Origin of the sequence: Pseudomonas viciae (genome assembly GCF_004786035.1) — a bacterium.
In the GTDB taxonomy this organism is placed as follows: Bacteria; Pseudomonadota; Gammaproteobacteria; order Pseudomonadales; family Pseudomonadaceae; genus Aquipseudomonas; species Aquipseudomonas viciae.
The window spans coordinates 4739959-4755864 of the sequence record NZ_CP035088.1 but is presented as its reverse complement, the minus strand read 5'-3'; the positions used below and the strand labels follow the sequence as shown (position 1 = coordinate 4755864).

General features: G+C 57.3%; 17 protein-coding genes. 12 read left to right on the top strand and 5 right to left on the bottom strand.

Going from position 1 to position 15906, the window contains the following annotated elements:
- Positions 1 to 10: 10 nt before the first annotated feature.
- The 4 genes from EPZ47_RS20775 to EPZ47_RS20760 form a co-directional block, all read right to left on the bottom strand.
- Positions 11 to 1267 (bottom strand): aminotransferase-like domain-containing protein, encoded by a 1257-nt coding sequence (locus EPZ47_RS20775; RefSeq protein WP_135846514.1) that lies wholly within the window; start codon positions 1265 to 1267, stop codon positions 11 to 13.
- Between the two features lie 64 nt (positions 1268 to 1331).
- Positions 1332 to 2477 carry a trans-sulfuration enzyme family protein gene (locus tag EPZ47_RS20770; RefSeq protein ID WP_135846513.1) on the bottom strand — a complete coding sequence of 382 codons (1146 nt, stop codon included), beginning with the start codon at positions 2475 to 2477 and terminating at the stop codon, positions 1332 to 1334.
- Positions 2474 to 3958, bottom strand: a complete 1485-nt coding sequence (gene amrS / locus EPZ47_RS20765; RefSeq protein WP_135846512.1) for an AmmeMemoRadiSam system radical SAM enzyme — start codon at positions 3956 to 3958, stop codon at positions 2474 to 2476. Before amrS ends, EPZ47_RS20770 begins: the two co-directional genes overlap by 4 nt.
- A 99-nt stretch (positions 3959 to 4057) precedes the next feature.
- The gene (locus EPZ47_RS20760) at positions 4058 to 4771 is read right to left on the bottom strand and encodes a YczE/YyaS/YitT family protein (protein WP_135846511.1); all 714 of its coding nucleotides are present in this window, start codon (positions 4769 to 4771) and stop codon (positions 4058 to 4060) included.
- A gap of 200 nt (positions 4772 to 4971) precedes the next feature.
- Between EPZ47_RS20760 and EPZ47_RS20755 the strand changes: the two genes are divergently transcribed.
- A complete protein-coding gene (locus tag EPZ47_RS20755; protein WP_135846510.1) occupies positions 4972 to 5403 on the top strand; it encodes an Lrp/AsnC family transcriptional regulator in 432 nt (143 codons plus the stop codon).
- Positions 5404 to 5455: 52 nt separating this feature from the next.
- On the opposite strand, the gene EPZ47_RS20750 is transcribed toward EPZ47_RS20755, so the two are convergent.
- Positions 5456 to 6322: a response regulator transcription factor gene (locus EPZ47_RS20750; protein WP_135846509.1), complete on the bottom strand. Its 867-nt coding sequence runs from the start codon at positions 6320 to 6322 to the stop codon at positions 5456 to 5458.
- A gap of 283 nt (positions 6323 to 6605) precedes the next feature.
- Here EPZ47_RS20750 and EPZ47_RS20745 point away from each other — a divergent pair, with 283 nt between their 5' ends.
- The 11 genes from EPZ47_RS20745 to EPZ47_RS20695 all read left to right on the top strand — a co-directional run bounded on the left by EPZ47_RS20745 (position 6606) and on the right by EPZ47_RS20695 (position 15890).
- The gene (locus EPZ47_RS20745) at positions 6606 to 6800 is read left to right on the top strand and encodes a Flp family type IVb pilin (protein WP_008070254.1); all 195 of its coding nucleotides are present in this window, start codon (positions 6606 to 6608) and stop codon (positions 6798 to 6800) included.
- A gap of 155 nt (positions 6801 to 6955) precedes the next feature.
- Positions 6956 to 7150 (top strand): Flp family type IVb pilin, encoded by a 195-nt coding sequence (locus tag EPZ47_RS20740; protein WP_135846508.1) that lies wholly within the window; start codon positions 6956 to 6958, stop codon positions 7148 to 7150.
- Positions 7151 to 7177: 27 nt separating this feature from the next.
- Positions 7178 to 7708, top strand: coding sequence for an A24 family peptidase (locus EPZ47_RS20735; protein ID WP_135846507.1), 531 nt, complete (start codon positions 7178 to 7180; stop codon positions 7706 to 7708).
- Between the two features lie 2 nt (positions 7709 to 7710).
- The gene (locus EPZ47_RS20730; protein WP_135846506.1) at positions 7711 to 9039 is read left to right on the top strand and encodes a P-loop NTPase family protein; all 1329 of its coding nucleotides are present in this window, start codon (positions 7711 to 7713) and stop codon (positions 9037 to 9039) included.
- Between the two features lie 15 nt (positions 9040 to 9054).
- On the top strand, positions 9055 to 9864 hold the full coding sequence (gene cpaB / locus EPZ47_RS20725) for a Flp pilus assembly protein CpaB (RefSeq protein WP_135846505.1): 810 nt from the start codon (positions 9055 to 9057) through the stop codon (positions 9862 to 9864).
- A gap of 63 nt (positions 9865 to 9927) precedes the next feature.
- Positions 9928 to 11265: a pilus assembly protein TadG-related protein gene (locus EPZ47_RS20720; RefSeq protein WP_135848046.1), complete on the top strand. Its 1338-nt coding sequence runs from the start codon at positions 9928 to 9930 to the stop codon at positions 11263 to 11265.
- 8 nt (positions 11266 to 11273) lie between these two features.
- On the top strand, positions 11274 to 11753 hold the full coding sequence (locus EPZ47_RS20715) for a TadE/TadG family type IV pilus assembly protein (RefSeq protein ID WP_135846504.1): 480 nt from the start codon (positions 11274 to 11276) through the stop codon (positions 11751 to 11753).
- Entirely contained in the window at positions 11753 to 12247 is a 495-nt protein-coding gene (locus EPZ47_RS20710; RefSeq protein WP_135846503.1) for a TadE/TadG family type IV pilus assembly protein, read from the top strand. The genes EPZ47_RS20715 and EPZ47_RS20710 overlap by 1 nt, the downstream gene beginning before the upstream one ends.
- Entirely contained in the window at positions 12241 to 13461 is a 1221-nt protein-coding gene (locus EPZ47_RS20705; RefSeq protein WP_135846502.1) for an AAA family ATPase, read from the top strand. Before EPZ47_RS20710 ends, EPZ47_RS20705 begins: the two co-directional genes overlap by 7 nt.
- Before the next feature lie 3 nt (positions 13462 to 13464).
- A complete protein-coding gene (locus tag EPZ47_RS20700) occupies positions 13465 to 14907 on the top strand; it encodes a TadA family conjugal transfer-associated ATPase (protein ID WP_135846501.1) in 1443 nt (480 codons plus the stop codon).
- Positions 14904 to 15890, top strand: a complete 987-nt coding sequence (locus EPZ47_RS20695; RefSeq protein ID WP_135846500.1) for a type II secretion system F family protein — start codon at positions 14904 to 14906, stop codon at positions 15888 to 15890. Before EPZ47_RS20700 ends, EPZ47_RS20695 begins: the two co-directional genes overlap by 4 nt.
- Positions 15891 to 15906 lie beyond the last annotated feature (16 nt).

Genomic DNA, 15906 nt, shown 5'->3' with positions numbered 1-15906 from the left:
GAGGGGTGTTTCAGGGCATTTTAAACTCAACGTATGCCCTGAAACGGTCTATTGCCTGTGTGACCTCGGGCGTTGTCGCATTACTAAACGACAACCTCACCTGAGTAACCGCGTCGTTCGTCAGTGAGAACAAGGAAGTGGGAAACACAATGACTTTGAAGTCCTTGGCGCATTCGCACATTTCAGAATATCCAAAGACGAAAGGCAGGTGCACATTGATGAAGAAGCCGCCTGCCGGATGATTCCAGGTGATCGTTCTTCGGGCGTCAGCCTTGAGTGGGAATTGCCGCTCAAGGCATTTAATCATGTGGTCTCTTTTGTTTGTGTAAGACAACACTCTGGGTTGGTTCAACCCTTTCAGCGAATAATGGTTCTCGATCAGTAGCCCTGCGACAACAGCCTGGCACAGGGCCGGGGTATTGACCGTGACCAGGCTTTTGGCCTTGCACAGCCTGGTGCTGAAGGGCATAACCCCGTCGCCTTCTGGAGCGACCACATAGCCCATGCGCAAGCCTGGAAAAATCGACTTTGAAAATGAACCCAGCAGGAACACTCGGCTGCTGTCGATCGACTTCATCGACGGAATTTTCTCTCCCTCGTATCTGAAGTAGCTGTAGGCAGTATCCTCGAGGATGAAAAAATCCATTTCCTTGGCTAAACGCAGCATCGCCCGCCTGTCGTGATAGGAAAGGCTGTCGGCGGTGGGGTTGCTGAAATCCGCAATCGCATACAGTGCTTTGATTTTTTCCCCTCTGGATTCAAGGTCTTCAGCTACCTTGCGCAGGGCAGTGGGGTTGAGAAAGGTCGCCATGGGCACGGGTAGGATTTTTATCCTTAGCAGTTTTGCAATCCCCGTAATCCCGGAAAACACCGGATCCGGCACCAATAAAATACCGCCGCCCTCAAAGATGGATAAGAGCGTCAAAGTGCAAGCTTCTTGAAAGCCCATGCACACCACAATGCTTTCAGGGTTAAGAACTTTTATCCCTTCATCCACCTGCAAATAGTCGGCGAGGATGTCATTGATGACTCCAGCGGTTTTTCCATATTGGCAAAGCAGTGTTGCAAGTGACTGCTCAGTACTGGCGACGTGCTGTTGGTAACGGGTCAACCCCTTGTCGATGAGCACGGGGTCACACTGCTCATCATCCGGCCGACCTGAAGCCAGGGAAATGGCTTCCGGGTTTTCCTGGGCGATGGAGTTTAGAAGGTGGATAACGTTCAGAATGGGGTCTTCGAATATTGTGTTTTCGAATGCGCTGGACAATCTCGCTGCTCCATTAAAAAAGCAACGAGCCCTTTTAAGGCTCGTTGCTGATGATTACCACCCGTCAGGCAGGATTGAGTGAGCTTTTTTGATTGACCTTATTCTCCGTGGCTTCGAATGCTTGCAGCAGGTCGGCTTTAAGATCCTCAAGGTCCTCCAAACCAAAGCACAATCGAACCAAGCCTTTTTCAATGCCCATGTCGGCTTTTTCCTGATCGGTCATTGAGGCATGACTACCACTAAAGGGCTGCGCAACCATCGAAGTCACGCAGGCCATTCCCGTGCCCGTGCCAAACCACTTGAGCGCACCGGTAAACGTTTTGTAGAAGGCAACCAAGTCGGGTCGGATATCAACGAACACAATGCCGCCATAGCCGGTCAATTGTTTGCCATCGACCCGCGGATAATAAACTTTCTCAATAAAAGGCAGTTCTCGCAGGTAGTTGAGCATGCTGGACGTGGTACGGCTGTGTTTCTCCATTCGCAGGTTGAACGTCTGCATGCTTCGACGAAGCAGCCAGGCGCTATTGGGGGTGAGTATCGAGCCTGAATAAAAGCGCCCTTCGAGCAAGCGGTTATAAATCACTTCATTGTTGACCAGTACCAAACCGCCCATGACATCGCTATGCCCGGAGAAGTATTTCGTTGCACTGTACAGTGAAATGTCGGCGCCAAAGTTCAGTGGCTTCTGGAATATCGGGGTGGCCCAGGTGTTGTCAACGACCACCAGGGCCTGTGGGTTATTTTGCTTGACGGCCTTGCTGACCGCGTGAATATCGATGTCTTTCAGGAACGGATTGGTCGGTGTTTCAAAAATGACCATGTCGACGTTCGCCGGCAACGCTTTCAAACCTTCTTCTGTGGTGAGGTCCAGGATCGTCAGTTGCGCACCGATACGTGCCGCATACCTCTGAAACAACTTATAGGAACAGCCATAGATGAATTTGTTGATTACCAGCGAGCCACCCGGTTTCAACAGCTCCAAAACCATGTAAATGGCGCTCATCCCAGTGCTGTAGGCCAAGGCGTATTCACTGCCTTCCAGGGCCGCGACAACCTGTTCCAATTCAGTCACATTGGGGTTGGCTTTTCTCGAGTAGAAGAACGCCGAATCCGCACTAAAAGCACTGCACTGATAAATAGGTGTTACCGAGGGATGGGCCTCTCGATCATCCACCTTGATATGAAGTATTTCAGTAGACACATTCATGACTGGCTGACCATTTTGATGACCTGCTCATACATGTTCTGCTTGCCCTCATAACCAATGGTCGGGGTAATGTCATTCTGCGAAATACCAATCTCTTCAATCGACTCGGTTGGGAAGTGAGCCCTGTCGAATACTTCATGAAGGTTAGAGTTCACTCCCTTGGGAAGCCAGACCTCAGGGCCTGATTCATCGATGCGTGCCTTGGCGATAATGAATCGATAGCTTTCATGCGCTCGCAGTGTCAGCGATTTCCAATCGCTGTTGTGCCCGTCGGTATAATTGCGCCGCAGGTACACAGTCTGTTCGAAGTCTTCGGTATTCAGTACTTGGGCGTGCAGCGATACGATATCCCCGTGCCACTCGAATTTTCGCTTCTCGTAATCGCTCAGTGCCTCCTCCTGCAGTTCAACAGTTGTGTTCGCTTCGGGTTCGCCCAGCAATTTGAAATGCGCATCGTGTCCGCACTGGGAGCAGCATCCTTTGCTGTCCAGGCCGATTATTTCAGCGTTCAAACCGTAGCGGGTGACGAGCAGGGCGTTACAGTTATTGCAACTGGTGTTGGTGCCCTCGATATCATTTACGTTACCCAGGTAGACATGCTCGACGCCCATGCTCCGGGCAACGTCCCGTGCTTTCAGGAGCCGGTCCACGGGGGTGCGGATACTGTTGCTCATTTTGTAATCGGGGTGAAACCGTACGAAGTGCAGGGGCACATTCGGACCCAGTTCATCCAGTACCCATTGGCTGATTTTCCGGGCGGTGTCTTCATCGTCACTGATGTCGGTCACCATCAAGGTGCTGACTTCAACATATTTGCCGGCGTCGTAGACTTTCTTGATACCGGCCAGGACTGGCTCTACCCAGCCTGTTGTGACTTTCCGATAGTATTCGGGGGAAATGGATTTGAGTGAAATCGAGAAAATATCAATGACTGGCAGTAACTCATCAATGGCTTCTTCACTGATAAAGAAGGCTGACTTATAGAGGTTGATCAGGCCCGCTTCCTTGGCCAGCTTTGCCGTGTCGAGGATGAATTCATGCCAGACCACAGGGTCGTTGTAGGTCCAGGAAATAACGCGTATTCCATGCTTGAGCGCGGTTTCCACTACCTGCTCAGGGGTGTAGTAGTAGACGTCTTTGTCGGTGACATACTTGGCCTGCGAGGTCTTCCAGTTGTGGCAATAACCGCAGTTGAGCATGCAACCGATGTTGCCCAGGGAAAGAATTCGCTCACCAGGAGCAAAGTGGAACACTGCCTCGGTTTCGATGGTTTCTTCGGTGCTGTGAACGCCTTTGCCGTAATTCAAAGTAACGAGTCGACCTCCACGGTTTCCGCGCACTTTGCAAAAACCTACCTTGCCCTCCTGTATGACACAATTTCGTGGGGAAAGATGACACTTTACCGCGCCCCCTGGAAGTATTTCTTCCAGTTTTGCCGGGGTGCTGTCCAGGGTCCAGTTTTTACTTTTTGCAGTGTCCATCTCTCACTCCTCATCACGGAAGTTGCTATCAACATCATCGGTTAAAATAGTCGAGGCGAAACAATGCCGCCGCCAGCGGTGGCCGTCATCTTGTAGTTATTAGTAAGCAGAAGAAGCGCGGATCAGTCCGTAGTTCTTAAGTGAAAAGCGCTTGGCATTCATATTCATGAAGGGTTGAATAAGCGGGCCGATCACCAGCAGGAAGGCAATCGTTCCCACGCCAAAGGGGCCGCCTAAAAGCCAGCCAGTCGAGAAAATACCGATTTCAATGATCATCTTGGCTTTGGTGAATGACCAGCCCCATTTGGAAACCATGGTCAGTACCACGAGGTCCATGATTCTGATGCCAATACCGCTCATGATGATGAGTGCCGATGAATAGGCGCACAACACCAGGCCCGTCGCCAATAATGTGTATGCATTCATTCTGACGATCAAATACTCTCCAAGCCCGAGCAGGGACCAGAGATCAATCAGCAGGCCTGTCAGTGTCGTTGTAATGAATGGACTTATTGGCGGGTATTTTTTGTTCCAAAGCATCCACCAAGTTAGAAAGAATAACGACACGATCGCCGAGCAAATGCCCATTCCGAATGTCAGTATTTTATCTATCGAGATGATCAGGACATCTAATGGGTCGGTGCCCAGTTGGCTGATGATGAAACACGTGGCGCCTATTGAAAAGAAACTGACGCCCGTCAAGTACATCAGGAACTGATCCCTCTTGAAACTGCGAAGTTCTAGGACTTGCGTTCCAATGTAACGGGTGAAAAGGTCAGACTTTTTGCTGCACTTTATTTTTTCATCTTCCATGCGAACACCATCCCTGGAGAGAAATTATTTTATTAGGCAGTGCGTCGTGCTAAAGAGGAGAGCTATTGCTTGCCCAGATTATTTTTAGGCTTTTCAGGCAGGAAATAGACTAGCACTCTGCTTTATTTTGGGGCATGATTTTTTTAATGAAAAACACGGGCTTTTCATTAAAATTTATACTTTTTCTGGGGGAAACGCACATGGATCGTATAGACGTAAAAATCCTGGGGAAGGTACAGGACTGTGGCCGCATTTCTATCACAGAGCTTTCCAAACACGCGGGTCTTTCTATTCCCGCCACCACTGACAGGTTGCGCAAACTGGAAGACTCCGGGGTGATCAAGGGGTATAGCGCTCAGTTAGATCCAACCAAACTGGGGTACGGCATATCCGCTGTCGTTGGCATCACCACCCTCAAACCGGCGAAAGCCAAACTCATAGCGACGCTCACCGACATCCCCGAAGTCGTTGAGTGCCTGCACATCACCGGTAACGACTCCTATCTGATCAGGATCTATGCCAGGTCGATGGCTGAGATCGAGAGTATTATTGCCAATATCAATGCGTACGGTGAGACGCGTACCAGCATTGTTCTGTCAGTCCCTATCGAGAGAAGAAAGCTCGCTCCTTGAGCCTTTGAGCCCTTGCGTCGCACGCTCGCAGGGCTCTTTCTCGAAAAAACCTTCAACCTTCAAGGCTATGCACAAGGCTTTCGAGCGCTTCTATCGCCGTATCATCCGGCGTTTGTGCAGGGCTTGCGCTGCGTATCGAGTAGGCCGAACGGTATTCACTGGGGGTGCAGTTGGCGTATTGCTTGAAGGCGCGGGCGAAGTAGGAGGGGTCCTTGAAACCGGCCTCATAACCGATACTGGTGATAGGCATCTGGCTGTTGTCGAGCAGCTCCTTGGCAAAGCTCATGCGTTTGTTCAGTACGTAGTCGGTAAAACCAAGCCCATTGGCCTCCTTGAACAGGCGACTGAAACGAAATGTCGTCATACCGCAGCGCTTTGCCAGGTCTCGTTGATCGATGCTTTCGCGAAAATGCTGGTCGATGTACAGCATAATGTGGCTCAGGGCCTGGTGTTTCTGGTGCCCTGCGGTCAGGCGGATGCTGTCCGGCAGGGTCGGGGAATGGTCGATCTGCGAGGTTTTGCGCTGGCCGTTGGCATGGCGGCGCAGTTCACACAATTGCACCACGGCTGTCAGATAGCGCTTACGCTCGGTGGCGCAAAAGGGCAGCACCATGTATTCCCAGACGCTGGAGCGCATGGCCCAGACTGCCAGCTCTTCGGAATGCTGCACGGTAAACATGGTGATGGGGATAGTCGGGACGGTGCGCTTGATCTCCAGCAAACGCCTCAAGCCTGGCGTGTCCGGACGATCGAAATGGATGCAGATCATGTCGGCCTGTTCCCCATTGGACAACATGGCGTTTTTCGCCAACGTGCAGTCGCAGGTGTCCTCGAACTGGCTGATGAGTTCCTTGGTGGAGCGATCGTGAGTCAGATCGAACCACAACAGCTTTGGCTTGCCCGTCAGGTGTGAGGTCATAGGCTTACTCAGCGGTGCTTACTGCCCTTTAGCTAGCAGTATTGCCAATGTGCCACTATCTCGCCGAATAAATTTTTATAAAACCACCACCTTTTAGCGCGATGCCCCTCAAACGGTGGTCCCTGGGGGTGTCGATGGCACGGCACAACCTTGGATCCCCGCAAAAAAATCCTAGCGATGTGCAAAATCCTCCTAACGGCTATCACCACCTGCTGACTAGGGTTGCATCAGGCAGTTCGCAATGTACTGCCCTTGAAAAAACAACCCCGATGAGGTGTGCGAAATGACTCTTCAAACAATCAAGGCTTCGGTACTGAAGTTCGCCAAAGATGAAGATGGCCTGACCATTGTGGAATACGCCGTGGCCGGTGGGTTGATCACCGTATTGGTCGCCGCAGCGTTTGTTCTCCTGGGCGGCGCCGTGAATACCAAGATCCGTGCACTGTGCCAGGCGGTCAACGGCAACGTTGCCTGCTGACAGCGACGACTTACGGTGACGGGGACACGGTAACCCTCAAGGAATAACGCTTGCGACTCTTTTGCAGTGAGTACAACGAATAAATCAAATGGACTTCGCGCTGTCCCCTCCAACTTCGTAGCACTACTACTACTTACGAGCGTGAGGTTCATGAAATGACTTTCCAGACAATAAGCACTTCGATCAGCAAGTTCGCCAAAGATGAAGACGGCCTGACCATCGTTGAATACGCGGTGGCGGGTGGCTTGATCACGGTATTGGTAGCGGCGGCATTCGTCCTTCTGGGCGGCGCCGTGGATACCAAGATCCGGGCGTTGTGCCAAGCCGCCAATGGCAACGTTGCCTGCTAACGATAACCACCCCTAGGGAGACGCATCATGTCCATGGAATTGCTGGTGTCGACGGTACTAATGCTGGGACTGCTGGGCGTGGCGGTGGTGAGCGACCTGCGTCGCCACCGCATCCCCAACACGCTGGTCCTGTTGGGCCTTGCCCTGGGATTGGCCGGCCAGGTGTATACCGGCGGGATCGCCGGCTTGGGCGATAGCCTGCTGGGCATGCTGATCTGTTTCGGGCTGTTCCTGCCTATGTATGCAGTCGGTGGCATGGCCGCCGGTGACGTCAAGTTGATGACCATGGTCGGCAGCTTCCTGCCTTTTCATTACGCACTGTGGGCGGCGCTGTTCAGCCTTATCGCCGGCGGTGTGTGCGGTTTCCTGATCGTTCTGGCCCGCGGCCAACTGCTCCAGACCCTGGGGCGCTATTGGCTGATTGTGCGAGCCCAGTCTTATCTGGCGCCCACTTCGGATGAGGTGGCCGGCAAACCCTTTCCTTATTCGATTGCGATCCTGATCGGTACTTTGAACAGCGTTTACTGGCAACTGGTTGCCGACGGCTGGGGAGTCTAGTCATGCACGTCATCAACGATAGCGATGCCTACCCCAGCGAACGGGACGCGGTACAACGCCTGGCGCCTCAGCCGTGCACCATTCGTGACACCGGCCTGACCGACAGTTTCCTGGGTGAGCTGGTGTGCAAGCATCTGCACGATGCCGGTGTGCTGGACATGACGCGGCTGGTGGAGCGCCTGGCCTTGACCGGCGCGGTACTGGAAGAGGTCCTGGCGTTCCTGCGCAAGGACGGTCGCGTCGAGGTGCTTGGCCAGGTCGGACAGACGAGTGTACAGGCACTGCGCTACGGCCTGACCGAGCGCGGTCGCAGTTTCGCCCGTGACGCCCTGGCGCGCAGCGGCTATATCGGTGCGGCACCTTTTCCGGTAAGTACCTATCGCTCCCTGATCAAGATCCAGACGATTCACCATGGCCGCGTCACCGCCAATGATATGAACCGGGCCCTGGCTGGCGTGGTGCTGACCCAAGGAATGCTCGACCAGTTGGGTGTGGCGCTGAACTCCGGCCGGGCGATCATGATTTATGGGCCGGCCGGCACCGGCAAGACGTATGTCAGCAGTCGGTTGATCCGCCTGTTTGCCGAGGCCATCTGGGTGCCCCACGCCATTGTCATCAACGAATCGGTGATCGAGATCTACGATCCGCAGGTGCACCAGCGCCTGGATGACAACAGCCAATCGAACAACCTGATGCTCAATGAAGGCATCGACCGCCGCCTGCTGTGCTGCAAACGCCCCATCGTTATCACCGGTGGCGAGTTGAGCATGGAACAGCTGGACGTGCGCTACGACCCCTTCACCCGCCAGTACCAGGCCGCGTTGCAGCTCAAGGCCAGCAACGGGCTGTTCATCATCGATGACATGGGGCGTCAGCGCATGGCTCCAGCCGAGCTGCTCAATCGCTGGATCGTGCCCATGGAAGAGAAGCGTGACTTCATCAACCTGGGGGGTGGCCGGCACTGCGAATTGCCGTTCGACCTGGTGCTGGTGTTTTCCACCAACCTCAACCCCCTGGAGCTGGCCGACGAGGCCTTCCTGCGGCGCATCGGCTACAAGGTGCAGTTCGGTTACCTCAAGCCCGAGGAGTACGAACGCATCTGGCGCCAGGAATGCGAACGCCTGGGTATCCCGTATGACCCGCTGCTGGTGCGCTATGTGCTGCAGCGGCTGTATGCAGGCGAAGGCATGCCGCTGGTGCCTTGCCATCCCCGTGACCTGCTGAACATGGCGCTGGACCGCCAGCGTTACCTGGGCGGTTCCGGGCCCCTGTTGCCGCAAGAGCTGGAATGGGCCTGGCACAACTACTTCGTTCAGCTCGACTTCCTTTGATTCGGAGATACCGACATGAGCTCTCGTACGCTTTCGCTGATAGGCGTTTCCCTGGTAATGGGCCTTGGTGCCGCATGGATGGCTGACTCCTGGCTGAGCGCGCGCCTTAACGCCAAACCTGATGACCACCTGCGAAGCGTGGTGGTGGCCACGGTGGAAATTCCTTTCGGGCAGATGGTCGAGGCCCAGCAGGTCACGACCGTGCGCATGCCCATGGATACGATCCCGGACGACGCCTTCGATTCCAGCGAGCAAGCGGTGGGCAAGATCGCCACATTCGACATCCTGCGCGGCGACATCGTGCGGGGGGCGCGGTTGAGCGAGCACTTGGGCGGCAGCACCCTGGCCTCGCTGATCGCCCCCGACAAGCGCGCCATCTCGGTACGCGTGGACGATGTGGTCGGTGTGGGCGGTTTCCTCTTGCCGGGTAACCGGGTCGATGTCCTGGCGACCAAGACCACCAGTGCCGGCAGTAACAATGCCGTGTCGCGGACCATCCTGGAAAACCTGCGGGTGCTGGCGGTGGACCAGACTGCCGGCACCGACAAAACCCAACCGGTGGTGGTGCGGGCCGTGACGCTGGAAATGTCGGCCAGCGAAGCGGAGGTGCTGGTCACCGCGCAGACCGAAGGCAAGCTGCAACTGGCACTGCGCAACCCGCTGAACCTGGAGAAAAAGGCCGTGGTCGCGGCGCCGACACCCGCCGCGCCGGTCGCCGCTGTTCCGACGCCAAAACCCATAGTGCAACGCATCGCCAAGGCACAGGACGATGCCTCGATCACGGTGATCCGCGGTATCGAGCGCAGTGTGGTCAACGTTCGCTGACGGGCGCGGAAAAATCCCGGCCCCAGGCGATGCCGATCCTCAACGTCAGTAGACGAGGACGTGATAATGAACCCCAGTATTCGGCAGCCTTTAACTGTGCCGCAACGTCAGATAGGGGCGGTAAGTGTATTGATGGTAATCGCCCTGATGGCGATCTCCATGATGGCGGCATTGGCCTTGGACGGCGGACACATGCTGCTGAACAAAACGCGGGTGCAAAATGCAGTGGATGCTGCGGCCCTGAGCGGCGCCAAGACCCTGAGCCAGGTGACGGGTGGCGTAAACATGGCCAGTACCACCCGAGCGGCGGCCCTGGACACGCTGACACGAAATGCCAACGCCGCGGGTAACACTGAACTGGCAACCGCTGTCGCCGGCAACCCGGGCGCATTTGCCGCGGTGGAGCTCTCCAGCAGCGTCTATGGCCCGTTCTCGTACCCAGGACCTGCGGATGCCAAATACGTGCGGGTGTCGGTGTCCAGTTATCAGCTGAACGGTTTTTTCTGGAGTTTCGTGCAAACGATGGGCAGCGCCGGCCTCGGTAATAAACGAGTGGCGGCAATTGCCACCGCCGGCCCCAGCCCCACGGCCCCCTGTGATCTGGCGCCGTTGATGGTCTGCGGTGATACCTCTCAATACGACCCGGCCGCCGGTAACTTCTGGGGGTATCGCTTCGGTGACCTGGAGGTCCTGAAGACAGCGGCGGGTAATACCTCGCCTATCGGGCCGGGTAATTTCCAACTGCTCGATTTTGGTTCCGGCGGCAGTGCGGTCCGGGAAGACCTGGCGGGCGGTGGTTCGGTCTGTCGCAACGTAGGGGACAACGTTCAGACCGCGCCGGGTAACAAAGCCGGGCCGACGTCCCAGGGCCTGAATACGCGCTTTGGTATCTATAACGGCCCGGTCAGTTCCTCGGACTATCCACCGGACCTGGTCACCGCGTCCAGCACACCGGCGATGACTTACAACGATGCGCTCTCCCAGGCGCAATACCAAGGGCAGCCCATCACGTCGAACAACGGCAATCTCACGGCAGGTGCAGCCGCGATACTGGACTACAACGACTGGCGGGCGAGTGTCGCTGCGTGCGTGGCCGGGGCGGGCAGCGGCTGTGAAAGCAACGGGGTTTTCGAACGGCGGATGCTGAAAATCGTGATCGGCGACTGCACCGGCAAACTCAGTGGTTCGACCTCGATCCCCGTCCTCGGGTTCGGCTGCTATTTCGTCGTACAACCGGTTAACGGCGGAGGCTCTGATTCAATCATCTTCGGCCAGTTCGTCGAGGAGTGTGAAGGTGACAACGTGCCCGGTCCCACACCGTCCAGCGACGCCGGCCCGCAGATCATCCAGCTTTACAAAACCTATCTCAACGGCAGCGGCACTCCGAGCACCGACTCGTAGGAGGCGTCATGGGACTTGTCCATTTCAAAGCACCGCAGGCCCAGCAAGGCGTGGCACTAGTGGAGTTCACTCTGGTGCTGCCGTTGTTGCTGCTGCTGTTACTGGCCTTCGGCGAGTTCGGCCGCATGCTTTTTCAGTACAACGTGCTGCTGCAGGCCAGCCGTGACGCCAATCGCTTCGTCGCCGGCCAGGCCTGGAATTCCACCCTCGGCACCGTTGCCTTGAGCAACACGCTGCTGACCCAGACGAAAAACGTGGCGGTGTATGGCGTGCCCAGCCAGGCCGGCAGCGCAGTGGTGTCCGGGTTGACGACGGCGAACGTGCAGGTCGCCGCCGAGGGCATCGACCATGTGCGCGTCACCATTACCTACACCTTCTGTCCGGTGATCGGCGCGGGCAACTGCAGCGGGTCGATCCCGGGTTTTTTCGGCAATGCCATTGCGCTGGGTATCCCACTGGTCGCGACCACTGTCATGAGGGTGTTGTGATGAACAATAAACACATGCGCGGCACTTATATCGTGGAATTCTCCTTCGTGGGCCTGCTGGTGTTCATCCTGCTGTTCGGCGTGGTGGAAATGGGCCGGCTGTATTTCACTGTCAACGCACTGGATGAAGCCGCCAGGCGTGGCGTGCGGCTGGCGGCGGTGTGCAATATCAGCGATCCGGTGGTGTTGCGCCGGGCCATCTTCAACGCTGCGACGGACACCGGGACCAGCCAACTGATCAGCAGCCTGGCGACCTCGAACCTGGCGCTGACCTATCTGGATGTTAACGGTGCCGTGGTGGCGAACCCCGCCGATACGTCCGGTGCCAACGGCTTTCGTGCCATCCGCTACGTGCGCCTGAGCGTGCAGAACTTCGTGTTCAATTTGTTCATTCCCGGCTTAGGCGTGCCCATTACCTTGCCCGCGTTCCGGGCAACCTTGCCACGCGAAAGCCTTGGGCGTCATTCCGATTCCGGGGAGATCACACCATGCTGAATACCAGGGAAACTCCGCTCTCGACCGCCACCGGCAAAGCCGGGTTGCGAATACTGATCAGCAGCCGCGATGCTTCGGCCCTGCGTGACCTGCAATGCGTCTGCCAGCGCATGCCGTGCCTGGAAGTGAGCACGCGCCTGGTGAGCAACGGCCATGTCGATCCGCTCTACGGCCTGGACCGGATGCCCGATCTACTGTTGCTGCGGGTCAGCCACCTGTGGCGCGAAGAGTTGGCGGCGTTGTTGCAGCGTCCGGCCCACGAGCGTCCGCCGATGTTGGTGTGCGGACCGTTGGGCGAGCAGGAGGGCATGCGCCTGGCGATGCAGGCCGGGGCTCGGGATGTACTGCCCGAGCCCGTCGCCGAGATGGAGTTGGTGGCCGCCCTGAATCGTCTGGTGGCGGAGGTTCGCCTCGGCAACGGTGCCGAAGGCAAGCTGGTTGCCGTGATCAGCGCCAAGGGTGGTTCCGGTGGGACGTTGGTGGCCTGCAATCTGGCTCAACAGTTGAGCGCCCGGGCAGGTAACACCTTGTTGTTGGATATGGACCTGCAATTTGGCAGCGTGACCCATTACCTGGATGTGGCGCAGTCCCATAGCCATCTGGAAGTGCTGCAACAGATCGAGGACATGGACAGCGTTGCGCTGCGCGGTTTCTGCAGTCACTTCAGCCCGACCCTGCATGTGCTCGGTGGTCGGGCCGGCGAGCTGTGCTTGCCCCAGGACGCCCAACCTGAACAGCTCGACGCCCTGTTGCAACTGGCCCGTGCCAGCTATGACTGGGTGGTGGTGGACCTGCCGCGGCAGATCGACCACCTCACCGGCTCCGTGCTGGAGCAAGTGGACCGGGTGTATGTGGTGGTGCAACAGAGCGTCAGCCATCTGCGTGATGCCAGTGCCCTGGTGCGGATTTTGCGCGAAGACCTGGGTGTGCGCGGCGACCAGTTGCAGGTGGTGGTCAACCGTTATGACAAAGGCGCCGCGGTCAGCCTCAAGGATATTGGCGAGGCGCTGCGTTGCGCGAACCTGTCGAAATTACCCAATGACTTCAACCTGGTCAGCCAGAGTCAGAACACTGGCGTGCCGTTGGGGCTGCATGCGCCGAGGGCGGCCATTACCGTCGCCCTGCGCGATTTGACCGAAGACCTGGTCGGTCACCAGATGGCCACGAACAAAGGCCTGCTCAAGCGCGCCTTCAACCGTTTCTTCGGGGGATGACCCATGATCAGTGATTTCCGCAACCGCTTGCGCAAACAGTCCGGTAAACCGGGTTCTTCAGTGACCGCCCAGCAGGGCGACGACTTGGCAGACCCGGCAGAAGCACTGATGGCCTGGGAGCAGGCCATCCCGGACGTGCTCTACGAAACCCGCAGCCAGGTCACCCCGGTGGAAGCCGAGTGGCGGGAAAAAATCTACCAGCAGTTGCTCAAGGTCATGGACCTGTCCTTGCTCGATGCTCTCGAACAAGTCGAGGCCACGCGGCAGATCCGCGACATCTGCCAGCGCCTGCTCGAGGAGCATTCGGCGCCGGTGAGTTCGGTCAGCCGTCAGTTGATCATCAAGCAGATCACCGACGAGGTGCTTGGCCTGGGGCCGCTGGAACCGCTGCTGGCCGACCATAGTGTGTCCGACATTCTGGTCAACGGCTTTGCCTCGGTGTACGTCGAACGCTTCGGCAAACTGCAAAGGACCGACGTGCGCTTTCGCGATGACCAGCATCTGCTGAACATCATCGACCGTATCGTCTCCAGCCTGGGGCGGCGTATCGACGAGTCCTCGCCGCTGGTGGACGCCCGCCTCAAGGATGGCTCGCGGGTCAACGCGATCATCCCGCCGCTGGCCATCGACGGTCCGAGCATGTCGATCCGGCGCTTCGCCGTGGATCTGCTCAATACCGACAGCCTGATCCAGGTGGGCACCATGACCCCGGCCATCGCCTTGTTGCTCAAGGCCATCGTCCGTGGGCGCCTGAACGTGCTGATTTCCGGCGGGACCGGCAGCGGCAAGACCACCATGCTCAATGTGCTGTCCAGTTTCATTCCCCATAACGAACGTATCGTCACCATCGAGGACTCGGCCGAGTTGCAACTGCAACAGCCCCACGTGGTGCGCCTGGAAACCCGGCCTTCGAACATCGAGGGGCGCGGCGAGGTGAGTCAGCGCGAATTGGTGCGCAACAGCCTGCGGATGCGCCCGGACCGTATTGTCATCGGCGAGGTGCGCGGTGCCGAGGCGCTGGACATGCTCACGGCGATGAACACCGGCCACGACGGTTCATTGACCACGATTCACGCCAACACCGCGCGTGATGCCTTGGGTCGAGTCGAGAACATGGTGTCGATGACCGGCGCGACGTTTCCGATCAAGGCAATGCGTCAACAAATTGCCTCGGCCATCGATGTGGTGATCCAGCTGGAGCGTCAAGAAGACGGCAAGCGACGCGTGGTCAGCATGCAAGAGATCAACGGCATGGAAGGGGAGGTCATCACCATGACCGAGATTTTCTCCTTTGTGCGCCATGGCATCGGTGAACACGGTGAGGTGCTTGGCGACTATCGGCCCAGCGGCATGATCCCGGCGTTCCGCGATGTGTTGGCCAAACGCGGCATTGAATTGCCGCTGACGCTGTTCCGCCCTGAGTGGATGGAGGCCCGGCAGTCATGAGCAATATTCCCAGTGAGTTCATCCTGATTTTTCTCGCCATGGTGTTCATTGCGGTCTTCCTTTTGTCCCAGGGCGTAGTGGTGCCGGTGTTCGGCGAGGCCGGCAAAATGCGCAAGCGCATCCGTGGGCGCCTGCATGTGTTGGAGAAGGCCAACCATTTGCCCAACATGCAAACCGTGTTGCGGCAGAAATACCTGACGCGCCTGTCGCCCCTGGAGGCCTGGCTTGAACAGCTGCCGTTCATGGCCAACCTGACGCAACTGATCGAGCAGGCCGGCCACGAATACCGGGCTTATCGGGTGATGGTGCTGGGGCTGGTCCTGGGCGTGGCGGCCGGTGCCGTGGTGCTGATGGTTTCGCCGCTGTGGTGGATGGCGCTGCTGGCGACGTTTGTGGTGACCTGGCTGCCGCTGTTCAAAATCATGCGTGATCGCAGCAAGCGTTTCGCCGCGTTCGAGGAAGGTTTGCCAGATGCGCTGGACGCCATGTGCCGGGCCTTGCGGGCCGGGCACCCGTTCAACGAAACCCTGCGTCTGGTCGCCGATGAACATAAGGGGCCGGTTGCCCAGGAGTTCGGCATGACCTTCGCCGACATCAACTACGGCAACGACGTGCGCCGGGCGATGCTTGGCTTGCTGGAGCGCATGCCGAGCATGACGGTGATGATGCTGGTGACGTCGATCCTCATCCACCGTGAAACCGGTGGCAACCTGACCGAAGTGCTGGAGCGCCTGAGCCGGCTGATCCGCGGACGCTTTCGCTTCCAGCGCAAGATCCGGACGTTGTCGGCGGAAGGGCGCATGTCGGCCTGGGTGCTGGTGGCGATCCCCTTCGTGCTGGCGATCGCCATCGTCCTCACGAGCCCCAGCTACATGCCGGTGCTGATCAACGACCCGATCGGCCACAAGCTGATCATCGGTGCCTTCTGCGCCATGTTGATCGGGATTTTCTGGATACGAAAAATTATTCGGATCCAGGTTTAAGCGCTGTTTTACCGCG

Bases quoted from the DNA above. Each gene is read 5' to 3' on its own strand.
- EPZ47_RS20770 (WP_135846513.1), bottom strand. From the start codon at position 2,477: ATGAATGTGTCTACTGAAATACTTCATATCAAGGTGGATGATCGAGAG.
- amrS (WP_135846512.1), bottom strand. From the start codon at position 3,958: ATGGACACTGCAAAAAGTAAAAACTGGACCCTGGACAGCACCCCGGCA.
- EPZ47_RS20760 (WP_135846511.1), bottom strand. From the start codon at position 4,771: ATGGAAGATGAAAAAATAAAGTGCAGCAAAAAGTCTGACCTTTTCACC.
- EPZ47_RS20755 (WP_135846510.1), top strand. From the start codon at position 4,972: ATGGATCGTATAGACGTAAAAATCCTGGGGAAGGTACAGGACTGTGGC.
- EPZ47_RS20750 (WP_135846509.1), bottom strand. From the start codon at position 6,322: ATGACCTCACACCTGACGGGCAAGCCAAAGCTGTTGTGGTTCGATCTG.
- EPZ47_RS20745 (WP_008070254.1), top strand. From the start codon at position 6,606: ATGACTCTTCAAACAATCAAGGCTTCGGTACTGAAGTTCGCCAAAGAT.
- EPZ47_RS20740 (WP_135846508.1), top strand. From the start codon at position 6,956: ATGACTTTCCAGACAATAAGCACTTCGATCAGCAAGTTCGCCAAAGAT.
- EPZ47_RS20735 (WP_135846507.1), top strand. From the start codon at position 7,178: ATGTCCATGGAATTGCTGGTGTCGACGGTACTAATGCTGGGACTGCTG.
- EPZ47_RS20730 (WP_135846506.1), top strand. From the start codon at position 7,711: ATGCACGTCATCAACGATAGCGATGCCTACCCCAGCGAACGGGACGCG.
- cpaB (WP_135846505.1), top strand. From the start codon at position 9,055: ATGAGCTCTCGTACGCTTTCGCTGATAGGCGTTTCCCTGGTAATGGGC.
- EPZ47_RS20715 (WP_135846504.1), top strand. From the start codon at position 11,274: ATGGGACTTGTCCATTTCAAAGCACCGCAGGCCCAGCAAGGCGTGGCA.
- EPZ47_RS20710 (WP_135846503.1), top strand. From the start codon at position 11,753: ATGAACAATAAACACATGCGCGGCACTTATATCGTGGAATTCTCCTTC.
- EPZ47_RS20705 (WP_135846502.1), top strand. From the start codon at position 12,241: ATGCTGAATACCAGGGAAACTCCGCTCTCGACCGCCACCGGCAAAGCC.
- EPZ47_RS20700 (WP_135846501.1), top strand. From the start codon at position 13,465: ATGATCAGTGATTTCCGCAACCGCTTGCGCAAACAGTCCGGTAAACCG.
- EPZ47_RS20695 (WP_135846500.1), top strand. From the start codon at position 14,904: ATGAGCAATATTCCCAGTGAGTTCATCCTGATTTTTCTCGCCATGGTG.